19 protein-coding genes are annotated in these 25,528 nt (G+C 67.2%); 9 read left to right on the forward strand and 10 right to left on the reverse strand.

Annotated elements, in window-relative coordinates; genetic code table 11:
- The first annotated feature begins 3 nt into the window (after window positions 1-3).
- Together NI1_RS26875 and NI1_RS26880 are read left to right on the forward strand one after the other, a co-directional pair.
- Window positions 4-384 (forward strand): DUF5313 family protein, encoded by a 381-nt coding sequence (locus tag NI1_RS26875; protein ID WP_067825947.1) that lies wholly within the window; start codon window positions 4-6, stop codon window positions 382-384.
- A 97-nt stretch (window positions 385-481) separates the two neighbouring features.
- Entirely contained in the window at window positions 482-955 is a 474-nt protein-coding gene (locus NI1_RS26880) for a DUF1707 and DUF4190 domain-containing protein (protein WP_067825949.1), read from the forward strand.
- Here the strand turns inward: NI1_RS26880 and NI1_RS26885 are convergent.
- The gene (locus tag NI1_RS26885) at window positions 948-3,170 is read right to left on the reverse strand and encodes a serine/threonine-protein kinase (protein ID WP_067825952.1); all 2,223 of its coding nucleotides are present in this window, start codon (window positions 3,168-3,170) and stop codon (window positions 948-950) included. The two genes, NI1_RS26880 and NI1_RS26885, sit on opposite strands and share 8 nt — an antisense overlap.
- Window positions 3,171-3,304: 134 nt before the next feature.
- Between NI1_RS26885 and NI1_RS26890 the strand changes: the two genes are divergently transcribed.
- On the forward strand, window positions 3,305-3,811 hold the full coding sequence (locus tag NI1_RS26890; protein ID WP_067825953.1) for a nitroreductase/quinone reductase family protein: 507 nt from the start codon (window positions 3,305-3,307) through the stop codon (window positions 3,809-3,811).
- A 4-nt stretch (window positions 3,812-3,815) separates the two neighbouring features.
- Window positions 3,816-4,304, forward strand: a complete 489-nt coding sequence (rraA, locus tag NI1_RS26895; RefSeq protein ID WP_067825956.1) for a ribonuclease E activity regulator RraA — start codon at window positions 3,816-3,818, stop codon at window positions 4,302-4,304.
- 203 nt (window positions 4,305-4,507) lie between these two features.
- Here rraA and NI1_RS26900 read toward each other — a convergent pair whose 3' ends face one another.
- Complete coding sequence (locus NI1_RS26900) at window positions 4,508-4,729, reverse strand: RNA-binding S4 domain-containing protein (protein ID WP_067825958.1); 222 nt, start codon at window positions 4,727-4,729, stop codon at window positions 4,508-4,510.
- Window positions 4,730-4,829: 100 nt separating this feature from the next.
- Between NI1_RS26900 and lysX the strand changes: the two genes are divergently transcribed.
- The 3 genes from lysX (at window position 4,830) to NI1_RS26915 (ending at window position 9,187) form a co-directional block, all read left to right on the forward strand.
- Window positions 4,830-8,189, forward strand: a complete 3,360-nt coding sequence (gene lysX / locus NI1_RS26905; protein ID WP_084523752.1) for a bifunctional lysylphosphatidylglycerol synthetase/lysine--tRNA ligase LysX — start codon at window positions 4,830-4,832, stop codon at window positions 8,187-8,189.
- A 125-nt stretch (window positions 8,190-8,314) separates the two neighbouring features.
- Window positions 8,315-8,518 carry a hypothetical protein gene (locus tag NI1_RS26910; protein WP_157535363.1) on the forward strand — a complete coding sequence of 68 codons (204 nt, stop codon included), beginning with the start codon at window positions 8,315-8,317 and terminating at the stop codon, window positions 8,516-8,518.
- Window positions 8,519-8,569: 51 nt separating this feature from the next.
- Window positions 8,570-9,187 carry a histidine phosphatase family protein gene (locus NI1_RS26915; RefSeq protein WP_067825962.1) on the forward strand — a complete coding sequence of 206 codons (618 nt, stop codon included), beginning with the start codon at window positions 8,570-8,572 and terminating at the stop codon, window positions 9,185-9,187.
- 79 nt (window positions 9,188-9,266) lie between these two features.
- On the opposite strand, the gene NI1_RS26920 is transcribed toward NI1_RS26915, so the two are convergent.
- The 6 genes from NI1_RS26920 to NI1_RS26945 all read right to left on the reverse strand — a co-directional run bounded on the left by NI1_RS26920 (window position 9,267) and on the right by NI1_RS26945 (window position 15,664).
- Window positions 9,267-10,163 (reverse strand): cutinase family protein, encoded by an 897-nt coding sequence (locus NI1_RS26920; RefSeq protein ID WP_084523754.1) that lies wholly within the window; start codon window positions 10,161-10,163, stop codon window positions 9,267-9,269.
- A gap of 240 nt (window positions 10,164-10,403) precedes the next feature.
- Window positions 10,404-11,366 carry an alpha/beta hydrolase gene (locus NI1_RS26925; protein ID WP_245663412.1) on the reverse strand — a complete coding sequence of 321 codons (963 nt, stop codon included), beginning with the start codon at window positions 11,364-11,366 and terminating at the stop codon, window positions 10,404-10,406.
- A gap of 80 nt (window positions 11,367-11,446) precedes the next feature.
- Complete coding sequence (locus NI1_RS26930; RefSeq protein WP_067825966.1) at window positions 11,447-12,145, reverse strand: hypothetical protein; 699 nt, start codon at window positions 12,143-12,145, stop codon at window positions 11,447-11,449.
- Between the two features lie 159 nt (window positions 12,146-12,304).
- Window positions 12,305-13,342: an adenosine deaminase gene (gene add, locus NI1_RS26935; protein ID WP_245663413.1), complete on the reverse strand. Its 1,038-nt coding sequence runs from the start codon at window positions 13,340-13,342 to the stop codon at window positions 12,305-12,307.
- Window positions 13,335-14,309: an isopenicillin N synthase family dioxygenase gene (locus tag NI1_RS26940; protein WP_067825968.1), complete on the reverse strand. Its 975-nt coding sequence runs from the start codon at window positions 14,307-14,309 to the stop codon at window positions 13,335-13,337. The genes add and NI1_RS26940 overlap by 8 nt, the downstream gene beginning before the upstream one ends.
- The gene (locus NI1_RS26945; protein ID WP_169815639.1) at window positions 14,306-15,664 is read right to left on the reverse strand and encodes a purine-cytosine permease family protein; all 1,359 of its coding nucleotides are present in this window, start codon (window positions 15,662-15,664) and stop codon (window positions 14,306-14,308) included. Before NI1_RS26945 ends, NI1_RS26940 begins: the two co-directional genes overlap by 4 nt.
- Window positions 15,665-15,790: 126 nt before the next feature.
- On the opposite strand from NI1_RS26945, the gene NI1_RS26950 reads away from it, so the two are divergent.
- Complete coding sequence (locus NI1_RS26950; protein WP_084523760.1) at window positions 15,791-16,384, forward strand: XRE family transcriptional regulator; 594 nt, start codon at window positions 15,791-15,793, stop codon at window positions 16,382-16,384.
- A 138-nt stretch (window positions 16,385-16,522) separates the two neighbouring features.
- Here the strand turns inward: NI1_RS26950 and NI1_RS26955 are convergent, their stop codons facing one another.
- Window positions 16,523-17,992, reverse strand: a complete 1,470-nt coding sequence (locus NI1_RS26955) for a glutamate synthase subunit beta (RefSeq protein WP_067825972.1) — start codon at window positions 17,990-17,992, stop codon at window positions 16,523-16,525.
- 32 nt (window positions 17,993-18,024) lie between these two features.
- Window positions 18,025-22,674: a glutamate synthase large subunit gene (gene gltB, locus NI1_RS26960; RefSeq protein WP_067825974.1), complete on the reverse strand. Its 4,650-nt coding sequence runs from the start codon at window positions 22,672-22,674 to the stop codon at window positions 18,025-18,027.
- A gap of 1,082 nt (window positions 22,675-23,756) precedes the next feature.
- Between gltB and NI1_RS26965 the strand changes: the two genes are divergently transcribed.
- Entirely contained in the window at window positions 23,757-25,526 is a 1,770-nt protein-coding gene (locus NI1_RS26965) for a DUF4407 domain-containing protein (protein ID WP_245663414.1), read from the forward strand.
- The last annotated feature ends 2 nt before the right edge of the window (window positions 25,527-25,528 follow it).

Below are 25,528 nucleotides of genomic sequence, written 5' to 3' on the forward strand. Positions count from 1 at the left end.
CGCATGCCCGAACGCAGCACCCCCGGCCCGGCCCAGCGGCTCGGCTACATCTGCGGCAGGACGCTGCCGCCCGCCATGAACGACTGGGTGCTGAACGATCTGATCGGGCCCGGCGCCACCCGCCGCTACCTGTTGCGCATTCTCGTCCCGATCATTCCGCTGCTCTGCGTCTTTCTCCTGGTGCCCGGCCCGAAATGGGTGGGCCTGGCGATGATGGCGCTGCTGTACCTGCCGCTGATCTATTTCACCGCGGCGCTCACCTACGTCTTCCGCCGCAATCGGCTCATCAAGCACGGCCTCGATCCCGCGCTCGCCGATGCCGATCGCCGCGCCCGCGAGGACTCCGACCGCCGGTCCTACGAAAGGCGGCACGGCCGCGCCTGAGGGAACCCTGTGGTTCCGGTCTCCATTCGGGCACACCGGCATCCCCGGGAATACGCTCGGAGCCAGACGGATTCGGCACGGTTCGACGGAGAGCCCCATGGAACCTCACTGGGCAGGCGAGCATTTCCTCGCGAGCGATACCGATCGGGAACGCACGGTCGAGGCCCTCAAACAGAATTTCCAAGCCGGGCGTATCGGGGTCGACCAGTTGTCCGAACGCATCGGGCAGGCGCTCGCCGCACGGACTTTCGCCGATCTCGATATCGCGATGCACGGGCTGCCCTCGATTCGCACGAGCATTCCGGTGTATCCGAATATGCCGCCGGGATATCCGCCGACGCCGATGTTCTATCAACCGATGCCGGAAAAACGGCAACGCGGGATGGGGATCACCGCATTCGTGCTCAGCGTCTTCGGGGTGATCTGCGGGATCACCGCGGTACCGGCGGTGGTGCTCGGATTGGTGGCGCTGGCAATCGATTCCGAACGCGACGACAAAGGCTTCGCGATCGCCGGAGTGGCGGTCGGCGGCATGTGGATGATGCTGTTCGGCTGGTGGTTCTTCAGCTGAGCGGGGCGGAGAGCGCGCGTTCGAAAGCACGCAGGTCCGCCTCCAATTGCCGGAACAACCAATAGTTTCCGATGAAACCCAGCACGCCCAGCAGGCACAGCCAGCGAATCGGGCCCAGCACCAGCGACACCTCGTGCGAGTCCAGGAACATCAGGCTGACCACCACGCCGATCAATGGAATGGCCGCGGCGACAGCGAGATACAGCGTGCAGCGCCGGCCCAGGGCGCGCAGGGCCCGGCCGTCGTCGGCGGTCTCCCCGTGCGAGAGCAGCCGCGGATAGAAGCAGCGCACCACCGCGAAGGTCACCAGGAAGAACGGGTACGCCGTCGCGATCGCGCCCGCGACCAGCAGTGTCGCGGTCAGATTCACGATGCGGTCGGCGGGCAGATCGGTGTAGCCGATCAGCGCGGCGGTGGAGACGACGGCCGACACCACCCACCACAGGAACGCCAGCAGCGCCACCCGGTCGCCGTTCACCAGGGTGTCGCGGCGAGCCACGGCGAGGGCTTCCGGCTCGTAGGCACGGCCTTTGCGCAGACCTCGCCACACCAGGAACGCCTTGCGGCACAGATAGTTCGTGACCGCGACCGCCGCCGGCGTGGTGATCAACCCGAGCAGCAGGCCGACCGTCTGCAACTTCACGTGCTCGTCCGGGGTGAACCAGAGCTCGAACAGCGGGCCGTTGTGCAGGTTGGCGTAGAGGATGCCGAGATAGTCGCCGACGAAGGTGGCGAGGGTGACCAGCAGGATCAGCGACCACGGGCCGACCCGGGCGCGCAGGCTGCGGCTCGGCGGATCCACCAGGTCGCGGGCGCGGTGATCCAGGCACAGATCCAGTTGCTGGGCCAGCGCGGCCCCGGTTGGCCAGCGGTCCTCGCGGTGCGGGGCAAGGCATTTCAGCAGCACGCGGCGCAGCGTCGGCGGGGTGTCGGGCGGCAGGTCGGAGAGGTGGATGGGATCCACCGGATGCCGGCGCAGGCGCAGCATGCGCTCGAGCGAGGATTCCGAATCGCCCGCCCGGGATTCGTCGTCGAAGGGGCGGCGGCCGGTGAGCAGTTCCCACAGCACCACCCCGAGCGCGTAGATATCGCTGCGGCCGTCGAGCTGCTCGGGGGTATCGGGCAGGCTCGGGTGGCAGGCGGCCAGCTGCTCGGGCGACATGTAGGCCAGCGAGCCGCCGAAGTAGGCGAGCGGGCTCGTGCCCGCCACGTGCAGGCTGAAGCTGATGTTGAAATCCGCGAGTTTCGGGATGCCGTCGGCGGTGAGCAGCACGTTCGCGGGCTTGATATCGCGGTGCAGCACACCGTTTTCCGCGGCGTAGTCCAGTGCGCGGGCCAGGCGGCTACCCAGCCAGGCCACCGCCTCGGGCCAACTGCGGGCGCGCATGGCGGTGCGGGTGGTGGACTCGCTGGGCACCAGGCCGCCCTTGTCGCGCATGGCGGCGTCGACCGCGTCCAGCAGCAGGCCGCCGTCGCGCTGCTCGGGCGGGCGCTCGCGGACCAGGCTCAGCACCTTCGACAATGTGCCGCCGGGCAGGTACTGCATGTACATGAGCTTGAGTTCGCGGTCGGCCATCAGGCGCTGGTCGAAGACGCGGACGATGTTCTCGTGATCGAGCTGGGCGAGGGTCTCGGATTCGGTGCCGTGATTCTGCGAGATCTTCACCGCCACCAGGCGTTGCATGGAACGCTGGCGGGCCAGGAAGACCCGGGCGAACGCGCCCGCGCCCAACTCCACGAGCAGGTCGAAATCGTCGACTCGATCACCGACCTCGATGCCGTCCAAGGCTTCCCGGGCCGCGGGGCGGGCGATCAGGGTGCTGCGATAGTCGCGTTCACCCCAGACGGCGGTCGGGCCGGCTTCGGTCGGGTATCCGCTCTGATCCGGGCCGCGGCCGGAGCGGCGCAGGGCGTGGAACTCCTCGTAGGCCAGGTCCATCGGGAGCGGGCCGGAGCGCAATTCGTCGAATTCCAGGCGATATTCGGCCAGGCGCTTGGGGAAGTCGTAGCGGATCCAGCGGTACTCGAGATCCACCTTGATCAGCTCGATCAGGCACAGGCGGCGCAGTTGCGGGGTCACTTCGGGGAGGAATCGGGCCAGGTCCGGGGGTGCGCCGGCGGCCTCCCAGGCGGCGGTGAATCGGGCGGCGACGGCGGTCAGCAGGGAACGGGTCTCGTCGACGGCCCCCGAATCCACGACTGGATCGACACTCATGCACTCCCCCCGATCGCCTAGCGGGTATCGCCAGTATGCGCCCGGTTTCCGGACCGCACAGGCGAATATTTCGTCCCCTGTAGATCGTCCGGCGGCCCGGCAACGTATCCACGAGCCGGGTAAGTTCCTCGAACATGAGTGAGCAGTTTCCGGACCGCATCTGGGGTTCGCGCACGAATATCCTTGGCCGACTGGCCAGTCCGTTCGCCGCCAGCGCGTTCGGGTCACTGGTGATCCGCAAACTCACCCCGCTGGATCGCAAGGTGCTCGAGCGCACCGCCGGCAAATACACCGTGCTCGGGCCGATCGGGGCGCCGCTCATCCTGCTCACCACCACCGGGCGCAAATCCGGGGAGCCGCGCACCACTCCCCTGATCTACGTGCACGACGGGGACACGCTGTATGTGATCGGCAGTAATTTCGGGCAGGCGACGCATCCGGCGTGGACCGGAAACCTGCTGGCCGACCCGCACGGCGAGGTCACCATCGCCGGGGAGCGGATTCCGGTCACCGCCACCCTCGTCACCGATGAGGAGCGCAAGCGGGCGATTTTCGCGCGCTTCGAGGAGACCACCTCGGCGTACACGGCCTACCGCAACCGCACCACGCGCGACTTGCGCATTTTCGCCCTGACAAGATGATCTCGTGACCGAATCAGCAAACGTTGTGGCGACTGCCGACCTAGCCGATGAGATCGGCCCTGAGATCCGCAGCTGCGATACCCAATTCATTCAATTCGGCGGGCGCGAAGCCTTCGCGGGCCGCATCGTGACGATCCGTTGCTTCCAGGACAACCTCCTGGTCAAGCAGACCCTCGGCGAACCGGGCGAAGGCCGGGTGCTCGTCGTCGACGGCGGTGCCAGCGTGCACACCGCCCTGGTCGGCGACATCATCGCGGGCCGCGGCGTCGACAACGGCTGGGCCGGTGTGATCGTCAACGGCGCCGTCCGCGACTCGGCGATCCTGCGCACCCTGCCCATCGGCATCAAGGCGCTGGGCACCAACCCCCGCAAGTCCACCCAGACCGGATCCGGCGACAAGGACGTCCCCGTCGAATTCGGCGGAGTGACTTTCGTGCCCGGCGACATGCTCTACAGCGACTCCGACGGCGTCGTGGTGCGGGCCGAGAGTTAGACAACTCTCGTAACTCTCAGGGGCAAGCCCTGAAACCCCAGTCGGGAAGGGCGGGCTCGCGCTCCCGGGCACTGCCCCAGCCCTCCCGATCGGAGGTTCGGTGGTGCGGGCATCCCGGTTGGTCGATGGGCCCGCCCTATGGGTTCGGCGGCGAAGGCGTCCCCATCTGATCGGGGGTTCGGGGGCTTGCCCCCGAATACCTCCTACCCGTCGGTGACGCGGGCCTTGTGGCCGGCGAGGGTTACCACGTCGCCGGTTTGCAGCTGGCGGCCGCGGCGGAGTTCTACTTCGTCGTTGACGCGGACCAGGCCCTGGGCGATGACGTTCTTGGCTTCCGAACCGGAATCGATGAGGTTCGCCAGTTTCAGGAACTGGCCGAGTCGAATGACGTCGTCCGTGATCGGGATATCGATGGGATCCGACATGGGTACATCCTTACCCGCGAATCCCGGGACACCAAAATGCGGGCCCCGCAACCGGTCGGTAGGACGCGGCACGGAGACACGAAACGGGTTCTGAGTGCACATGGGCAGCGGCAACATACACACTGGTGCGGTGACTTCGACGCAGGACCGGCAACACCACGACATCGAGCCGAGAGTGGGCTCGCGAGAATCCGAGGTGCCGCATCGCGGGCACGGGCGATTCAGCGAGGTGCCGCATATCGCGGGCCTGGTCCTGGGCGTTTTCGCCACCTTCTGCGCACTGTGGAGCATTTCGCCAGGACTGCGGTATCTGACCTCGGGCCTGCGGCACTACGTCGACACCTATTACTTCGACGCGCCCGACACCTCGCTGGTGTGGGCACTGGTGGTCGGCCTGCTCGCGGGCGCGACCGCGAGCCGCAAACGCATCGCCTGGTGGCTGCTGATCGGCTACATGGCGGCATACGCGCTCGCCAATGCCCTCGACTTCGCCGCCGAGAACGATGTCAGCGCCCTGATGGCGCTCATCGTGCACCTGCTGGTGATCGGCCTGCTGCTGGCCTCCTGGTCGGAGTTCTACACGCATGTGCAGCGCGGCGCGGTATGGCGGGCACTGGGCGTGCTGGCCGGCGGCATCGCACTGGGCTGCCTGCTCGGCTGGGGTCTGGTGGAGCTGTTCCCGGGCAGCCTGCCCGGCGGTGCGCAACGGCCGCTGTGGGCGGTCTACCGGGTCACCGCCGCCATTCTGGTCAGCAATGACGATTTCGACGGCCATCCGCCGCATCCGGTGAACCTGCTGCTCGGCCTGTTCGGCGCGCTGGCGCTGCTGGCGGCGGTGATCGTGCTGTTCCGTTCGCAACGGGCGTCCAACGCGCTCACCGGCATCGACGAATCGGCGCTGCGCGGGCTCATCGAACGCTCCGATGTCGAGGATTCGCTCGCCTACTTCGCCACCCGCCGCGACAAGGCCGTGGTGTTCGCGCCCAGCGGCAAGGCGGCGGTCACCTATCGCGTGGAGATGGGCGTCTGCCTGGCCTCCGGCGACCCGATCGGCATGAAAGAGGCGTGGCCGCATGCCATCGACGCCTGGCTGAAACTGGCCGACCAGTACGGCTGGGCCCCCGCGGTGATGGGCGCCAGCGAGATCGGCGCCACCGCCTACCGCCGCGCCGGACTCTCCGCGCTGCGCCTGGGTGACGAGGCCATTCTGGAAACCCGCACCTTCTCGCTGGCCGGCCCCGATATGAAGCAGGTCCGCCAGGCCGCCAATCGCCTTGCCAAACAGGGCATCTCGGTGCGCGTACGGCGGCACAAAGAGCTCGATCCGGAGGAGATGAAGGAGGTCATGGCACGCGCCGCCGCCTGGCGCGACACCGAGACCGAACGCGGTTTCTCCATGGCGCTGGACCGCCTCGGCGATCCCCTCGACGGCGATTGCCTGCTGGTCGAGGCCGTGGACTCCGGCGGCCGGGTACTGGGCATGCTGTCCCTCGTCCCGTGGGGCCGCACCGGCGTCTCCCTGGATCTCATGCGCCGCGACCGCACCAGCCCCAACGGGATCATGGAATTGATGATCTCGCGGCTGGCGCTCACCTCCGAGCAGTACGGGATCACGCGAATCTCGTTGAACTTCGCGGTCTTCCGCTCGGTCTTCGAAGAGGGCGGGCGGATCGGCGCGGGCCCGGTGCTGCGGCTGTGGCGCGGCGTGCTCATGTTCTTCTCGCGCTGGTATCAGCTCGAAGCCCTGTACCGCTCCAATGTGAAGTACCAGCCGGATTGGGTGCCGCGCTTCTCGCTCTTCGAGGACCGCCGCCACCTGGTGCGGGTGGCCACCGCCAGCGCCATCGCCGAAGGCTTCCTGCCGCGCATCGGCAAGCAACCCGACACCACCTCGCACACCGGCGTCCGATCCTCGGTGCCCGACACCATGACCGGGCTGCACGCCGACGGCAGCCTGCCCGATCTGCCGCCCGAGGAGCTGGAGGAGACCGGTCCGCGCCGCCCCGAACAGGTGCGGGTGCGGATGGACAAGCTGGCCAAGCTCAACGACGCCGGCATCGACGCCTATCCGGTCGCCTACCCGCCCACGCACACCGTCGCCGGAGCCCGCCGCGCCCCGCAGGGCACCACGGTGCGAGTCTGCGGGCGGCTCTTGCGGATCCGCGATTACGGCGGCGTCATCTTCGCCGTGGTCCGTGACTGGTCCGGGGAGATCCAGCTGGTCATCGATCGTGAGCGGGTGGGCGCCGAGCGCAGCGACGAATTCCACGAATTCTTCGACCTGGGCGATCTGATCGAGATCAGCGGGCAGATCGGGCGCAGCCGGCGCGGCGAATTGTCTTTACTGGCCGCGGATTGGCGGATGCTCGGCAAATGCCTGCACCCGCTGCCCGACAAGTGGAAGGGTCTGGCCGACCCGGAAGCCAAAGTGCGGCAACGCTATGTCGACATGGCCATCAACACCGATATCCGCGAGGTGATGGCCAAGCGCAGCGCCGTGGTGCGCTCGCTGCGCGACACCCTGCACGGCTGGGGCTTCCTGGAGGTGGAAACCCCTGTCCTGCAACAGGTGCACGGCGGCGCCAACGCCCTGCCGTTCACCACCCACATCAACGCCTACGACCTCGACCTCTACCTACGTATCGCACCGGAGCTGTATTTGAAGCGGCTCTGCGTGGGCGGCATGGAGAAGGTGTTCGAACTCGGGCGGGTGTTCCGCAACGAGGGCGTCGACTACAGCCACAATCCCGAGTTCACGATTCTGGAAGCCTATGAGGCGCACAGCGATTACGAACGCATGATGCACGCTTGCCGCCAGCTCATCCAGGAAGCCGCGGTGGCTGCCAACGGCAAGATGGTGGCGCTGCGCGCCGCCGACGACGGCACCGTCACCGAGGTCGACATCTCCGGGGAATGGAGCGTCAAGACCGTGCACGGGGCGGTGTCGGAGAAGCTGGGCGAGACCATCACGCCGGAGACCGACGAGGAACGGCTGCGGATGCTCTGCGACAAGGCCGGGGTCCCTTGCCAATTGGGTTGGGACGCCGGGCAGATCGTCCTCGAGATGTACGAGCAGCTGGTCGAGTCGGCCACCGAGGAACCCACCTTCTACATCGACTTCCCCACCTCGGTGTCGCCGCTGACCCGCGCGCACCGCCATATCGCGGGCGTCACCGAACGCTGGGATCTGGTGGCCTGGGGCGTCGAACTCGCCACCGCCTACAGCGAATTGACCGATCCGATCGAACAGCGACGACGGCTCACCGAACAGTCCATGCTGGCCGCCGGCGGCGATCCGGAGGCCATGGAACTGGACGAGGATTTCCTCCAGGCGCTGGAGCACGCCATGCCGCCGACCGGTGGCCTCGGCGTCGGTGTGGACCGGGTGGTCATGCTGCTGACCGGCCGCAGCATCCGCGAGACGCTGCCCTTCCCACTGGTGAAACCGCGCAATACCTGACGGCGCGGCGCGGGTCGCAAAGAACCTGTGCCGCAATACAGAATCGGCAGCTAATCTTTAAGGCGGCCCCTGGGAGGAGGCCGGCTTACCGCTCGACGATGGGGTTAGAGATGTACCTAGAACTGATGTCCCAAGCCAACCTGCTGGACCACACGGTCTGGACCAACCCCGACACCTGGACCACCGCCATGGAGTACACGGCGAAGAAGTCGAGCAAGAAGAAGGGCGGCAGCTTCTGGATCTTCGCCGCCGTCTGCTGCATCGGCATCGTCGCACTGATCCTCGGCATCGTCTACCTGATGCAGAACCGGAAGAAGAACCAGGGCTAGCCAGGCTCCCCCGCCGAGCCGACTGAAGGCACGGTGCGGCACAGTGGTGACGTGCAGTTGATCCTCGTTCGCCATGCCCAGCCGCGTCGTGTCACGGATGCCTCCGGCCCGGCCGACCCGGATCTCACCGAGATCGGAATCCAGCAGGCCGGGCGGCTTCCGGCCGCGCTCGCCCACCACGACATCGCGCGCGTGGTGAGCAGCTCGCAGCTGCGCGCCCGCGAAACCGCGCGGCCCACCGCGGCGAAGCTCGGCCTCGACGTCGAAGTGTTCGACGATCTGGCCGAGTACGACCGCGACCTGCCCGCCTACATTCCGATCGAGGACGCGCAGCGCGACTTCAAGGACGTGTACGCCCGGATCAAGGCCGGATACATCCCCGAGCCCATCGATGCCGCCGCGTTCACCTCGCGGGTGCTGACCAAGGTCGCCGACATCGTCGCCGCCGCGAACCACACCGACACCGTCGTCGCCTTCGCACACGGCGGCGTGATCAACGTGCTCTTGCAGGACGTGCTCGGGCTGGCGCGCCCACTCACCTTCCCGATCGACTACTGCTCGATCACCCGGATCCTGTACTCGCGCACCGGCACCCGCACCGCGGCGACCGTCAACGAGAACGGGCACGTCTGGGATCTACTGCCCCGCAACCAAGCTCCGCGCAGCTGATGCGCTGATCCCGGAAAAGCCGAGGGCCGCTCCCTTTTTCGGAGAGCGGCCCCAGCGATGTTCGTTCGAATCCGGTGCGCTACGCGTTGGTCGCGATCCAGTTGTGCATCCAGGTGAGAGCGGTCTGGCCGCCGCCCACCGAGTAGCTGCCGTAGCTGGTGTGCTTGCCGGTCTTGAAGAACTGCTCGAACTGCGCGACTCGCTCCTGATTGGCGCCTTCGCTGAGCTGCGACTGCAAGGTGGCGATACCGCCCTGCGCCATCAGATCGTTGATGATGGAGCCGACCTCGAGCTGGTAGCGCCACATGTTGAGCGGGTTGGGGTTCGAGGTCTGGGCGAGGAAGCCCGCGAACCGAGTGACGAAGTCGGATTCCTCGGTGGAGCAGTAGAGATCGCCGACCACGCACACGGTGCGCACCTTGTCCGCGATCCAGCCGAAGCCGCCCACCCGAGCGCCACCCGCACCCGCGCCGGGCGCGAACGGGCCGACCTGGATATCGGTCGGGGAACGCCGCGGATCGGAGATCAGCGCCACGGCGGCGATGCGATCCGGCGGGACCACGCCGAGTCCGCTGCCGATCTCGGCGGCGAGATCACCGGCGGCGTCGGCACCCTGGCTGTAGCCGGTGATGGCGATCTTCGAAGCGCCGCAACGGGCCGCGAAGTTCCGCACGGCCGCACGGGCATTGGAGAGAGCCTCGTTCTTGGACGCGCCGTAGACGTCGCCCTCCCACGGGAAGGCGGTCGCCGCATAGGTTACGTACTCGACCTCGCCGGGTAGGCCATTGGTGACGGTCGACAACATGCCGGGCTGCGGCGTCTTGTCGTGACCGGTCTCCCAGGTACCGGGGACCGCCACCGTGTACAGCGACGGACAACCCGGGTCCGCCGTAACGGGGCCGCTGCCGAGAACGACACCCGACATGAGCACACTCGCCGCTGCCCCCGCAGCCGCGACAATATTCTTCAACCGCATACTGCTCCAGTTCACACATGCCTACCCGGGACCGTATTCCGTCCCAGTCCTCATCATGGTGATATCGCCTCGTGACCTGACGGTGCACGCTGGGTTAACGCTGGTTACCCGCCCGTTATGAGATGCGCGAACCCCGCCCATACGACGAGATCGGCGACACACCGTGCATAACAATAAAGGGCCCTTGGCGCAGTTGCCACCGAGCCTCGGAAATCGTCCGATTTACGTCGGTTCGCCCCCTCAGCGCAGCAGCGCGGCCTCCAGCGTCGGCCAGGACCGGTGCAGGGCGTCCTGCCAGTACCGCCAGGAATGTGTTCCGGCCGAGCGGAATTCGACCTGGGCCGGGATGCCGAGCTCACCGAGCCGGTCGGCGAGCTGGTGCGTGCACAGGTTGGTGGCCGCCTCGATCATGCCGCCGAGAGCGATCTGATTGGCGAGGGTCATGGTCCGGCCCGCGATATTGGGAGCGTCGAGGGTGTCCTCCGAGCCGGGCAATCCGGTCGAGTTGGAGATGAAGAGCGTGGTGCCGCGCAACTTCTCGGCATTGCGCACGGCATCGTGCTCGAGCCAGGCCGGATCGTCGTCCGCGCCGAACATATTGCGGACATCCGCGCCGGAGCGTTCCATCACCAGCCGGACGAAGGCGCGGCTGGTCTCGTCGTAGGTGGAGGCGCAGCCGCTGTAGGAGCCGACCGCGCGATAGAGGCCGGGGGCGGCGATGGCCAGGTTCAGCGCCGAGGTGGCCGCCATCGAGATGCCCGCGATGGCATTCGCGCCCGAGGTCCGCAGCGCCGAATCCACAATGGGCGGTAGCTCTTCGGTCAGGAAGGTCCGCCACATATTGCGGCCGAGTTTGGGGTCGTCGTTCTTCCAGTCCGTGTAATAGGAGAACTTGCCGCCGATCGGAATGACCACATTGACATTCTTGTCGGCGAAATATTGGACGATATCGGTCTGCTGGAACCAGGTGGCGTTGTCCTCGCCGCCGCCGGCGCCATTGAGCAGGTACAGCGTCGGCCGCGGCGCACTGTTATCGGCGGGGACGATCACCTGGAGCGTGATGGTCTTGTCCATGGCGGCGGAGTAGACGTGCAGCAATTGCACCCGGCCGCCGGAGCGATCGACGTAGAGCAGTTGCGCGCCACTCGATTCCGCCGCGGCCGCACCGATGTCACCGTTCTGCCCGGCGAATGCCAATGCCATTGCGAGAGCGGAAAGCGCCGCCAGTCGCGACAGTTTGCGGATACACATCGGTACGGTCCTCAGCGGTTTCGAAAGGCGGATCAGCTGCCGATGAACTTCTTCAGCATGTCGGCCAGGATGTCGCTGAACGAACCGGTGGAGCTGAGCTGGCCGTCGGCCGAACCGAGCCCGTTGTCGCCCAGGCTGCCCAGCACGGTCTCACCGGCATTGGCGCCGCGCGCGGTGAAGCACGAGGTCAGATTGGGCATCTCGTTGCTGACGCCGACGGTGCCGGCCACGCCGACGCCGCCGCTGGTGACCTGCTGGCCCGACTTGATGGTGTCGTTCAGCGGGTAGGTGATGGTGAGCGTGACCGGGTTGCCGGAGTTCACGAACCAGCCGGTGCTGGTGACCTTCCAGCCGCCGGCGTTCGGCACCGCGGTCACGTCCTCGGTGCGCTGGCCGGTGCCCGCGTGGTAGGCGGTGACGCTGGTCTTGATCGGCGCGCCGAGTCCGGCAGCCGGGAAGTCGGTAATGGTGTTGACGTACGGATTACCGATTCCGGTGGTGCCCACGACAATCTTGTAGGTCACCGTGGTGCCGACGCCGATCGAATCCGCGGTCGCGTACTTCTCGTACGTGTGCGTGATGCCGACCGTGCTGATGTCCTTCTTGGTCTCGTAACTCCGCACCTCGCAACCGGTCGCGGCATTCGCCGTGACGGCGTCCAATCCGACGGTCAATCCCGCGATTACCAGTGCGGCGGACGCCGCGGCAGCAGTGGTCCGAGACCGGAACATTGGTTTCTCCTCCGAAGAGCCCGGAATTCTTTCCGGGACAAGACAAAAGCGTGCCGAGCTCTGCGGTTACTCGGGGGTGATCCAGGCCACCCGAGCGCCTAGTAAACAGGTGTAACTGGTCCCCTGTCCAGCAAATGGAGAAATTGACTAGAACATGTTTCAGAACATGCTGGTCCGGGCCCTGAGCGCCTGTTTCTCGCTCTCGTCCAACCACGCGGCCTCGATCCCGGCGGCCGTGAAACGCATCAATTGCTCCGGGCCGTAACCGAGCGCCCGCACCAAGGCGGAGAGATCCTCGGTGGGGTCGGTGCCGAACATCGGCGGATCGTCCCCGTCGATGGTCACCGCCAGCCCGGCGTCCACCATCGCCGCGATCACCGCGTGCGTCCCGTCCCCCGAACCCGAGTAGCGGCCGATATCCGAACTCACCGGCGTGCAGGTGAACGGAATCCCCTCGTCCCGGCAGCGCCGGGTCAGCGCCGGATCGGTCACCACGTGATACCCGTGATCGATGCGCTCGCAATCCAATACGTCCAGCAGCGTCACGATATTGCGCGGCGGACCCGACTCCGAATGCGCCGTGCGGCGCAACCCCGCCCGCTTGGCCAGGGCGAACGCCTCCGCGAACCGCTCGGGCGGGCCGGTGACCTCCTCGTAGTCCAGACCGATTCCGACGATGTCGTCGGTGCGATGGGCGATCACCTGCCGCACCAGCTCCACGCCCTCGGCCGGATCGGCATTGCGGTTCATGGCGAAGATCAACCGGCAGCTGATCCCGTGATCGGCCTCCGCGTCGCGCAGTCCCGCGGTGATGCCCTCGATCATCGTCGGATACGACACCGTCGGATGCGACGGCGGGCTGACGAACAGCTCCCGGTGGATCACATTGTGCCGCGCTGCGAGCGTGAGGGTTTCGTAGGTCGTCCGATGGAAATCGTCGCGGTCCAGCATGACCGCGCCGACCAGATCCAGCACCCGCAGGAACTCGCCGAGATCCTCGTAGGAGGCGTGGTCGTAGAGGTTCTCGGCGGTCCGCCCGTCCGGCATCGGGACCCCGTGCTTGGCAGCCAGTTCGGCGACGGTTCGCGGCTGCAAGGTGCCGGTGAGGTGGCAGTGCAGGCTGATCTTGGGCATGGCGGCCGCGAAGGCGAGCGCCGCCGAACGATCCGTGTCCGCGGCAATCAGGTTGTCAGGCAACGTCGGCCGCCTTCGCTCGTTCGGAGATGTAGTCGTGCCCGGTCACCGGCGGATAGTGCGCGCCGCCGCCGACCGGCGGATCGAAGGGGCTGATCACGACGTCCATATCGATCTCGAAGAAGCTGATCAGCGAGATCAGGTCCTCGTCCGGAGCGGCCTGCGGCGGCGGCAGCACGCGATGCCGGGTGGAACGCCAGCGATCCCCGGTCCAGCGCGCCAGCAGATCGGCGATGTTCACCGTGAACGCGCCGGGCACGTGCGGCGCGTCCGCCCACTGCCCGTCCAGGGTCAGCACTTGCAGTCCGCCGTAACCGATTTCGCGATCGAGAATGGTGAGCGTGCCCCAGTCGGTGTGCGGCCCCACCCGGAACTGACCCGCGGCGGCCGGGCCGGTCACGGTGATCGGCGGGTACCGGTTGATGTTCAGTGAATCCGGTGCGTCCGCCGCCCGGGACACGAAGTAGTCGGCCGCCAGACCGAGCGCCACCGCGCACATCTCCAGCAGGTCGGTGAAGAGCGCGCGCACCCGAGCCGTGTAATCCAGTGTCAGGTCCCGCAATTCGGGCACTTCTCGCGGCCAGACATTGGGCAGGAACCAGACCGAATCGAGCTCCGGCAGCCCGGTGCGGTGTTCACGGCCGATCTTGAACGTCTCCTTCAAGTCCGGCTTGGAGGCATCCGGGGCCTCGCCGTAGTACGAGTTCGCCTCCACCCCCGTGGCCAGCCAGCCGCGCCCACCCACCGTGGAGGCGTACGGGCGCTTGGCGGACAACGGCAGTGCGAAGAACTTGCGTGCGGCGGTGCGGATCTCGTTCATCAGCTCACGCTCGATGCCGTGCCCTTCGACCAGGAAGAAGCCCGAATCCCGCATGGCCCGGTCGAGGCGCGCGGCCAATGCGGCGCGCTGCCCGGGAGTTCCAGTGCGCCAAGCGGCGATATCGATCAGTGGAATATCGGGGACATTCACCGTGCGGCTCCTTCGTTGTCGCGATTGTTCAACAGCCGGTAGGCGACGCCGCCCACCAGCAATCCGGCGAAGACCGAGAGATCCAAGCCACCCAGCGCCTGCGCGCCCCATCCCGTCCAGATGGTCGTCACCAGGCACGATCCCGACGCGACCATCCCCGACACCTGGGCGATCAGCCCGGCCTTCCCCCAGCGGGCGGGCCGTTCCAGCGCGGCGTCCGCATAGTGGGCGCGCCGCATGAAGTAGTCCACCACCAGAATGGCCGACCACGGCGCGAACCACACGATCATGAAGAGCAGGAAGTTGCTGAGCGCCTGATTGAAATCGCCCGAGGCCAGCACGATTCCGGCCAGCACCGTGCAGACCACCGAATCGAGCGCCACCGCCGCCACCCGCCCGAGCGGCACCCCCGCCGATTGCAGGGTCAGCCCCGACGAGTACAGATTCAACCCGTTCAACGCACCCAGCTGCACGATGAGCAGCAGCAGGAACGGCACCGCGAACCAGGTCGGGAAGGCCGCGGGCAGGCCGCTGACCGCGTCGCTCGCCTCCGGGGTCAGGAATCCGACCCCGACGCCCACCAGCATGAGCAGCATTTGCGGCATGCCCGCACCCAGCGCCACCGCCGCCACCACCTGCCGCCGGTCGCTGCCGGCCGGCAGATACCGCGCCACATCGGCGGCGTTCGGTGTCCAGCCCAAGCCGGAACCGCTGGCCACCAAGGCGATTCCGCCCAGGAACGCCGCCCAGCCCGCCGCCGGCACCTCCGGCGCGGCGAACCGGTCCAGGGTCAGCCAGGCGAGCACCGCGAACCCGGCCGCGAACGGCACCAGCAGGGTGCGCACCGTGCGCAGGATGGCGGCATGCCCGAGCAGGGGCAGCGCGCTCTGGGCGACCGAAAGCGCCACCATGACAGCGAGTTTCCCGGTTCCGTCCAGTCCCACGCCCGCCATGTCGAGCAGGGCGGTCACGGCCAGCACCATCAGCACCAGATCGAGCACCTCGTAGCCGACCTGCATGAGCCAATTGAGTAGTGCCAGCGGTCGATTCCCCCACCGCCCCATGATCGAGCGGCTGACCACGAAGGTCGGTGTCCCCGCGGCCGGTCCGATCAAGCTGACCAGACCGGTGGCGATCCAGGTCAGATTCCCGGTCACCACCGCGAGCACGCACTGCCACGGTGACAATCCGAAGGTCACCAAGAGCGCGCCGTACACGACGGTGAGTGGGTTGAGGACGATCCCGCCCCACAATCCGGCCAGGTGAAGGGGTTTTCCACGCCGTTCTTCGACGGGCACGCGGTCGATCCCGCGCTGCTCGACGGTGATCCGCCGAGCCGTTGCCGTGCCTAGCATGATGGCAACTCCTGATACTCGATAGGCTGAAGGCGATGCCTGGAGCTGATCGCTCTGAGCAATCAGAGTCGTCATATCGAGTTACGACAGCAGTCGGCGTCCGTTAAGGTCAGGTGAATCCGCCCGGTGGAATCCCTCGAAGAGGACCGAGTAGCCAGATCGGTCGGAGCCCTGCTCCGCGATCTCCGCGAGAAAGCCGGCCTGTCCACCCGCGCCCTCGCCGCGAAAGCCGGTATCAGCCAAGCCTTCCTGTCCCAACTGGAACGCGGCGCCTCCACCCCCTCGGTCTTCACCATCTACCGATTGGCCGAAGCCCTCGAAGTCCCCCCGGGAACCTTGCTCCCCGCCCCCACTCCCCCACCGGAACCGGTCCGCGTCGTCCGCGCCGGCGAAGGCGACCTGATCCCCGTCGCCGACCGCCCCGATTCCGCCATCGGCCGCTTCATGACCCTGGGCACCGATTCCCAGCTCGACATCAGCGAATACGTCATCGCCCCGGGCCAATACGCCTCGGAATGGTGGCAACTCGACAACGACGGCGAAGTGGCGATCTACATCGTGTCCGGCCGCCTCGACATCGAGTTCGAGTCGATCGGCACCTACAGCCTGGGCCCCCGTGACGTCCTCGCCCATCCCGCGACCCTGCGCAACCGCTGGCTTCCGGTAGGCGACAACTCGATTCACCTGACGGTCACCATGACGCGCCCCGAACCGCGCTGAGGTTCGAGACAAGCGCCGCCGCCGTCGGTCTTGCGGGGGTTTGGGGGCCTGTCCCCGATTCCCCTCCTTACGGGCGAAGCGCCCGTGGACCGTAAGGTCCACGGGCGCTTCGAGTTCCGCTTCAGCCCTGGGGCTGGATCAGCGCTGCGCCACCATCGTCGGGGTGATCGGCGACGGCAGGGCGGTCTCGCCCTCCAGGAACTTGTCCACGGCGGCGGCCGCGGCGCGACCCTCCGCGATGGCCCACACGATCAGCGACTGGCCGCGGCCCATGTCACCGGCGACGAAGACGCCGGGAACCGTGGTGGCCCAATCGTTGTCGCGCTTGACGTTGCCGCGCTGGTCGTAGCCCACGCCCAGACCCTCGAGCAGACCGTTCTTCTGCGGTCCGACGAAGCCCATGGCCAGCAGCACCAGGTCGGCCTCGAGGGTGAAGTCGGTGCCTTCGACCTTCTCGAAGCGGCCGTTCACCATCTTGACCTCGTGCGCCTGGAGGCCGGTGACCTTGCCGTCCGCACCGACGAAACGCTCGGTGTTGACGGAGAACACGCGCTCGCCGCCCTCCTCGTGAGCCGAGGAGACGCGGTACATGAGCGGGTAGGTCGGCCACGGGGTGGAACCCGCACGCTCGGCCGGCGGGCGCGGCATGATCTCGAACTGGTGGACCGACTCGGCACCCTGACGGTGCGAGGTGCCCAGGCAGTCCGCGCCGGTGTCGCCGCCACCGATGATGACGACCTTCTTGCCGCGCGCGTTGATGCGCGGCAGGCCGTCCTCGTCGGTGATCTGGTCGCCCAGCTGCACGCGGTTGGCGAGCGGCAGGAACTCCATGGCCTGGTGGATGCCGTCCAGGTCGCGGCCCGGGATCGGCAGGTCACGCGCGATGGTCGCGCCACCGGCCAGCACCACGGCGTCGAACTGCGCGCGCAGCTCGTCGGCGGTGATGTCGACGCCCACGTTCACGCCGGCCTTGAAGATGGTGCCTTCACCCTCCATCTGGGCGATGCGGCGGTCGATGAACCGCTTCTCCATCTTGAATTCCGGGATGCCGTAGCGCATCAGGCCGCCGATGCGGTCGTCGCGCTCGAACACGGTCACGGTGTGGCCGGCGCGGGTCAGCTGCTGCGCGGCGGCGAGTCCGGCGGGACCCGAGCCGACGACGGCGACCTTCTTGCCGGTCAGGCGAGTCGGGTAGATCGGGGTGACCCAGCCCTCGTCGAAACCGTTCTCGATGATCTCGACCTCGACCTGCTTGATCGTCACCGGATCCTGGTTGATGCCCAGGACGCAGGACGCCTCGCACGGAGCCGGGCACAGGCGGCCGGTGAACTCCGGGAAGTTGTTGGTCGCGTGCAGCCGATCGAACGACTCCTTCCACGCGCCCTTGTACACCAGGTCGTTCCACTCGGGAATCAGGTTCCCGAGCGGGCAGCCGTTGTGGCAGAAGGGGATACCGCAGTCCATGCAGCGGCTGGCCTGCTTCTGGAGGGTCTCGTGGGAGAACTTCTCCTCGTAGACCTCTTTCCAGTCCAGCAGCCGCAACTCGACCGGACGGCGCTTCGGCAGTTCCCGGGAAGTGTGCTTCAGGAACCCTTGTGCGTCACCCATTTACGATCTCCTGACAGTAAAACTTGGTCATGTCAGCCACGAGCGGCCTCCATGATCGCCTCGTCCACGTTCCGGCCGGCCTTTTCGGCCTCGGAGATGGCGAGTAGGACCTTCTTGTAGTCGCGCGGCATGACCTTGACGAACTTGGTCACCTGCTGCGACCAGTCACCCAGGATCTGTTCCGCCACAGCCGAACCCGTCGCATCGCGATGCGCGGTGACGATGTCGCGCAGCGCGGTGGCGTCGTCCGCCGAGAGCTGCTCGAGATCGACCAGTTCGGTGTTGAGGTTCTTCTCGAAGGTGCCGTTCGGGTTGTAGATGTACGCGACACCACCCGACATACCGGCGCCGAAGTTGCGGCCGGTCTCGCCGAGGATGACCACCCGGCCACCGGTCATGTACTCGCAAGCGTGGTCGCCCACACCTTCGACGACCGCGGTCGCACCCGAGTTACGCACCGAGAACCGCTCGCCGGCCACACCGCGGATGAACGCCTGGCCACTGGTGGCGCCGAACAGGATCACGTTGCCCGCGATGATGTTCTGCTCCGCCACGTACGCCTCGGGCGCGTCCTGCGACGGGCGCACGATGATGCGGCCACCCGAAAGACCCTTGCCGACATAGTCGTTGGCGTCACCGAAGACCCGCAGCGTGATGCCGGCCGGGACGAACGCACCGAACGAGTTACCGGCGGAACCGGTGAACGTGATGTCGATGGTGTCGTCGGGCAGGCCGACGCCGCCGTACAGCTTGGTCACTTCGTGGCCGAGCATGGTGCCGACGGTGCGGTTCACGTTGGTGATCTTGGTGTCGATCTTGACCGGCTTGCCCCGCTCGAGCGCGTCCGCGGCCTGCGCGATCAGCTCGTTGTCGAGGGCCTTGTCCAGACCGTGGTCCTGCGTCTTGGTGGCGCGGCGATCCTGGAACATGAACGCCGTCTCGACATCGTCGAGGATGGGCGACAGGTCCAGCTTGGCGGCCTTCCAATGCGACTTGGCCTCGGTGGTGTCGAGCAGGTCGACCCGGCCGATGGCCTCGTCCAGGGTCCGCAGACCCAGCGACGCCAGCAGTTCACGCACCTCTTCGGCGATGAACAGCATGAAGTTCTCGACGAACTCCGGCTTACCCGTGAAGCGCTCGCGCAGAACCGGGTTCTGGGTCGCGACGCCCACCGGGCAGGTGTCGAGATGGCAGACGCGCATCATGATGCAGCCCGAAACCACCAGCGGCGCGGTCGCGAAGCCGTACTCCTCCGCACCGAGCAGCGCGGCGATCATGACGTCCCGGCCGGTCTTCATCTGACCGTCCACCTGCACCACGATGCGATCGCGCAGACCGTTGAGCAGCAGGGTCTGCTGGGTCTCGGCCAGGCCGAGCTCCCACGGACCGCCCGCGTGCTTCAACGAGGTCAGCGGCGAAGCACCGGTGCCACCGTCGTGACCGGAGATCAGCACGACATCCGCGTGCGCCTTGGACACACCCGCGGCGACGGTGCCGACGCCGGGCTCCGCGACCAGTTTCACGTGAATCCGCGCCTGCGGGTTCGCGTTCTTCAGGTCGTGGATCAGCTGCGCCAGATCCTCGATCGAGTAGATGTCGTGGTGCGGCGGCGGCGAGATCAGGCCGACGCCGGGCGTGGAGTGCCGGACCTCGGCGACCCACGGGTACACCTTGTGAGCCGGAAGCTGGCCGCCCTCACCGGGCTTCGCGCCCTGCGCCATCTTGATCTGGATGTCGGTGCAGTTGGTCAGGTAGTGCGCGGTCACACCGAAGCGACCCGACGCCACCTGCTTGATCGCGGACCGACGCCAGTCGCCGTTCTCCTCCGGCTCGAAGCGCGCCGGATGCTCGCCGCCCTCACCGGAGTTGGAGCGGCCACCGAGCCGGTTCATCGCGACCGCGAGGGTCTCGTGCGCCTCGGCCGAGATGGAGCCGTAGGACATGGCACCGGTCGAGAACCGCTTCACGATCTCCGAAGCCGGTTCGACCTCTTCGATCGGAATCGGGTTGCGGCCCTTGGACTTGAACTTGAACAGGCCACGCAGCGAGGCCAAACGCTCGGACTGGTCGTCGACCAGCTTGGTGTACTCCTTGAAGATCGAGTACTGACCCGAGCGGGTCGCGTGCTGGAGCTTGAACACCGTGTCCGGGTTGAACAGGTGGTACTCGCCCTCACGACGCCACTGGTATTCACCGCCGACCTCGAGCTCGCGGTGCGCGCGCTCGTTGCGGTTCTCCAGGAACGCGACCTTGTGGCGCTGGGCCACCTCGTTCGCGATGTCGTCCAGGCCGATGCCGTCCAGCGGGGACTTGAGCCCGGTGAAGTACTCGTCCACCAGCTCCTGGCCCAGGCCGACGACCTGGAACAGCTGCGCGCCCCGGTAGGAGGCGATGGTGGAGATGCCCATCTTGGACATCACCTTCAGCACACCCTTGCCGGCGGCCTTGTTGTAGTTGTAGACGGCCTTCTTGAAGTCGGCCGCGAGATCGCCGGTCGAACCCGGCATCTGGAGCGCGCCGCGCTCCAGCATGTCCTCGATGGACTCGAAGGCCATGTACGGGTTGATGGCGGCCGCGCCGAAACCGATGAGCAGCGCCATGTGGTGCACCTCGCGGGCGTCACCGGCCTCCACCACCAGACCGACCTTGGTCCGGGTGCGCTCGCGCACCAGGTGGTGATGCACGGCGGCGGTGAGCAGCAGCGACGGGATCGGCGCCAGCTTCTCATTGGACTCGCGGTCGGACAGGATGATGATCCGCGCGCCACCGTCGATGGCGGCCGAAACCTGCTGCTGCACAGCGGCAATGGCCTTGCGCAGCCCCTTGCCGCCCTTCTTGACGGGGTACAGGCCGTGCACGACCACCGAACGCAGGCCCGGGTGCGAGCCGTCGTCGTTGATGTGGACCAGCTTGGACAGCTCGTCGTTGTCCAGGATCGGCTGGGTCAGGGTGATCTGACCGCAGGACTCCGGTCCCGGGTTCAGCAGATCGGCCTCGGGGCCGACCATGCTGCGCAGCGAGGTGACGACCTCTTCGCGGATGGCGTCCAGCGGCGGGTTGGTGACCTGCGCGAACAGCTGCGAGAAGTAGTCGAAGAGCAGCCGCGGCCGCGAGGAGAGCACCGCGATCGGGGTGTCGGTGCCCATCGAGCCGAGCGCCTCGCCACCGGTCTGCGCCATCGGCGACATCAGGATGTTGAGCTCTTCGGTGCTGTACCCGAAGATCTGCTGGCGAATGAGCACGCGGTCGTGCGACATGTGCTCGTGCGGGCGGTCCGGCAGGTCCGACAGCTTGGTCGGGCCGTTGTCCAGCCACTCCTGGTAAGGGTGCTCGTTCGCCAGCTCCGACTTGACCTCGTCATCGCTGATGATGCGGCCCTGCTTGGTGTCCACCAGGAACATGCGGCCGGGCTTGAGGCGGGTCTTCTGGACCACGGTGGCCGGGTCGATGTCGAGCACGCCGACCTCGGAGGCCATCACGACGAGGCCGTCCTCGGTGACCCAGATGCGGCCGGGGCGCAGACCGTTGCGGTCCAGCACCGCGCCGACGACCTCGCCGTCGGTGAAGCACACCGAGGCCGGGCCGTCCCACGGCTCCATCAGGAACGAGTGGTAGCGGTAGAAGGCGCGCTGGGCCGGGTCCATGGACTCGTGCCGTTCCCACGCCTCGGGGATCATCATGAGCACCGCGTGCGGCAGGCTGCGGCCGCCCAGGTGCAGGAGCTCGAGCACCTCGTCGAAGCGAGCGGTGTCCGAAGCCCCGGGGGTACAGACGGGGAAGATCTTCTCCAGGCGATCGTTGCCCTCGGAGTCGATGCCGAAGACCTTCGACTTCAGCAGCGCCTCACGGGCCCGCATCCAGTTCTCGTTACCGGAGACGGTGTTGATCTCACCGTTGTGGGCGACGCGCCGGAAGGGGTGCGCCAGCGGCCACGACGGGAAGGTGTTGGTGGAGAAGCGGGAGTGCACGATGCCCAGCGCCGACTCCACGCGATCGTCCTGGAGGTCCAGGTAGAAGGCGCGCAGCTGCGGGGTGGTGAACATGCCCTTGTAGACGAAGGTCTGACCGGAAAGGCTCGGGAAGTAGACCGATTCCTTGCCGACCGCGCCCTCACCGGCACCCGACTTGCCGAGCTCGTGCTCGATGCGCTTGCGGATGACGTAGGCGCGCCGCTCCAGGTCCATGCCGGAGAGCTGCTCGGCAGCGTCCTTCGGCGAGGCGATGAAGATCTGCCGGAAGGTCGGCATGGCATCGCGGGACAGTGCGCCCAGCGAGGAGCCGTCGATCGGCACCTCACGCCAGCCGAGAACCTCGAGGCCCTCCTCGCGGACGATCTTCTCCACGCCGTAACCAGCGCGGGCAGCCTCACGGCGGGCCTGCGGCAGGAAGGCGATACCGGTGGCGTACGCGCCCTCGGCGGGAAGCTCGAAGTCGACCACTGCACGGAAGAACTTGTCCGGGAGCTGGATCAGGATGCCCGCGCCGTCGCCGGAGTTCGGCTCGGCACCGGCGGCACCACGGTGCTCCAGGTTCAGCAGGGCCGTGATGGCCTTGTCGACGATGTCGCGGCTGCGACGGCCGTGCATGTCGACGACGAATGCGACACCACAGGCGTCGTGTTCGTTCGCCGGGTCATAAAGCCCGCGGGGTCCAGGGGACCTGTGGCCAGGAAGTTGCGTCATGCCTCTGCCTTCACAAAAAACAGGCCTTCGGTTTTTTGAAGCCACATGAATGCGGCCGCCGTCGAATGCCTCCGTCTAGACTGCGCCCGGACGTTTCGGAGACCAGCCGCGCTGATGGCCTTCCCGTGCAGTCAACTCTCCAGTTGTCCACCCGCTTCGGTTCACGTACGTAGTCGGGTGCTCGGCGGTAACTCAGCCCTTACGTGCTGGCCACCTGCCGTGCCTTTCTCCACCGCTAGTCTGGGCACCGATCGGGTGCCGTCCTTATGGGGAGAATTGCCGAACTTGTCGCGTTCGGCGTAAGAGCAAACGATAAGTCAGGACTCGGGCCCAACCAACTTAGGTTGCACTAATAATCGTGCCTAGCTGGGCTTCTACATCGATCCTCCACTACCTGCGCGTTCTCCAGTGTAAAGCAGGCAAGCAGCGGCCTTTCAGTTGACTGCACCACTGATCCGCACGCGGGTACTTGCCTTCCGGGACCTCCCCAACGCAGCATCGGGAGGGCCTCTCACCTGCAATGAAACAGATTTCCCCGCAAGGGGTTCCGGCAAACCGGGCAAAGGCGGGCTATTTCTCCGGACACCGCCGACCGGCCCGCCGGCGGTCCGGGCGACGTGCTCAGGCAACCTGCCGACCGTACGGAATCTTTCCCGTTTGTGGACTCGAGCACACAGCTGGCAAACAGTGACTATGGCTCGAGTCACTATTCGCGCAGGTATTCGAGCCGTTCAGGCCGTGATCAAAGCCACGTCACGTGCCGGAAACGTGCTGCTGTGAGCCTGGCCACATCCCAGCCGCCGGAGGCGATGGAACCGCGCTTCGCCTGTCACGCTGAGACAACGAATCAGAGACGGTTTAGCGAACCGAATCAGCCTGGGACTTAGAGGATGTGAGCTCCCATGACCGTTCACCATGTCCCTGAAACGAACGTTTCCGCTGCTCCGGGGGGCGCATCCGAATCCGGCCGACCGGCCGCCGGCACCACCGCCACCGCGGCGGGCGGGTTCACGGGGCTACTGGTCTGGCTGGGCGGAGCACAGACACAACTCCTACAGCCTCACGATCGCGCCGGTTATACGGTGAGCGGCGCCGTTGTGGCGCTCTTCGCAGCCGTATCCGGAGCGGTCACGGCGCTGGCCACGAGCGCCGCCGACTGGCCGCTGCTCGCCGTCATCGGCGCGGCCCTGCTGGTCACCCTGCTGACGGGGGCCGTATCCCGGGCGCTGGCCACCGCCGCCACCCCCGCGCGCGATGAAAACCGCCGGGCGCGAGCCGAATTCGCGGGCCGCATCGCGGTCGCGATCGGAGCGGGCGTGCTGATCGCCGAATTGGCCGGCACCGTACTCTTCGGCGGCAGCGTGAACCGGCTGCTCGACGAAACCGCCCAGCGCGGCGTCGAATCCACGCCGGTGGTGGTGAACGCGCGCGCCGACCTCGACCAGGCACGCGGCGAGAAGACCAGCCTCGAGCAGCAGATCAGCAAGGCGCAGAACGATATCGACACCGCCCTGGTGATCGCGCGCTGCGAATTCAATCCGGCCGGGAACTGCGCGCAGGTGCCGATCACCGGCGTGCCGGGGCGCGGACCCGAGGAGCGCACCGCCAACCAGCTGCTCGAGGACGCCCGCACCCGGTTGTCCACCGCGCAGGCCAAGGTCGACGGCGTGGACACGCGCGTCGAGGACAAGAAAAAGGCGCTCGCGACCGCGCGCACCGACGCCTACACCGCGGGCGATCGCGGGCTCGGGGCGCGCTGGGTCGCCATGAACGACTACACCACAAGCCATTTCGGCCCCGCCGTACTGCGCGTCGCCATCGCCGTGCTGATGATCGGGCTGGCGCTGCTGCCGCTGCTGCTGCGCCGGTGGCGGGGCGAGACCTCCTTCGATCGCGAGGTCGAGGTCCGCACCCGTACCGGGCGGGTCGAGCAGGCCGCCACCACGGCCATCGCGCTCAAGCAGGCCGAGGTGCGGGTGGAGACCGAGGCGCTGCGCGCCGAACAACAGCTCACCGCCGCCAAATTGGCCGCGCACGCCGATACCGCGATCGACCGCGAGCAACAGCGCCGCCGGGTCATCGCCGCCATCGGCAATTTCGAGATCGGCATCACCGAGCCCGCCCAGCGCGCCGTCGCCGAATTCGACCGGGCCACCCAGCATGAACTACCGGCCGGACCATCGGCCGGAGACCGAAAGGACAGCTCCGTGTCTCAGGAGGGGATCGTGACACATACGCCGAACCTGCCCGCCCAGCTCGCCCCCGGCGTGCTGACGCCGGCGCATTCCGGCGGAGCGCTCGCCCCGGCGGTCCAGGGCGCCCAGCCCGCCGCCGCGAACAAGGGTGGCGGACTGGAGCTTCCGATCATCGGCACCGTGCCCTTCACCGATACCGCCGCCCGCTGGATCCGCCCGCTGGTGCCGTCCTTCGTGGCGAATGCCATCGATACGGCCACGCATCCGCTGCGGACGGTGCGGCAGGCGTTCGAGGAGGCCGAGGAGATCACCTTCACGCTGCGGCGGACCCGCAAGGTGACCGTGGATTCCGAGGATTCGGCCCAGCAGCAACAGCAGCAGGTGTATGCGCCGCAGCCGCAATACATTCCGCAGCAGCAGTACGGGTACCAGCTGCCGCCGGGATCGCCGCAGCACGTGTACGCCGAGCGCATGGCGGCCACCATGCACCCGCAGTATCAGCAGTACCCCGGCTACGGGCAGCTGCCGCCCGGCCAGGTCGTCGACCCCGGTTACCCGCTGCCCGCCGCGCCACAGCAGGACGCCATCCCGGGACGCAATGATCCGGAGCTGGAGTACCGCGGACCGCGCGAGCTGCCGCCGGGTAAGAAGGACTAGGC

The sequence above is a fragment of the Nocardia inohanensis NBRC 100128 genome, from assembly GCF_001612945.1.
GTDB classification, from domain to species: Bacteria; Actinomycetota; Actinomycetes; order Mycobacteriales; family Mycobacteriaceae; genus Nocardia; species Nocardia inohanensis.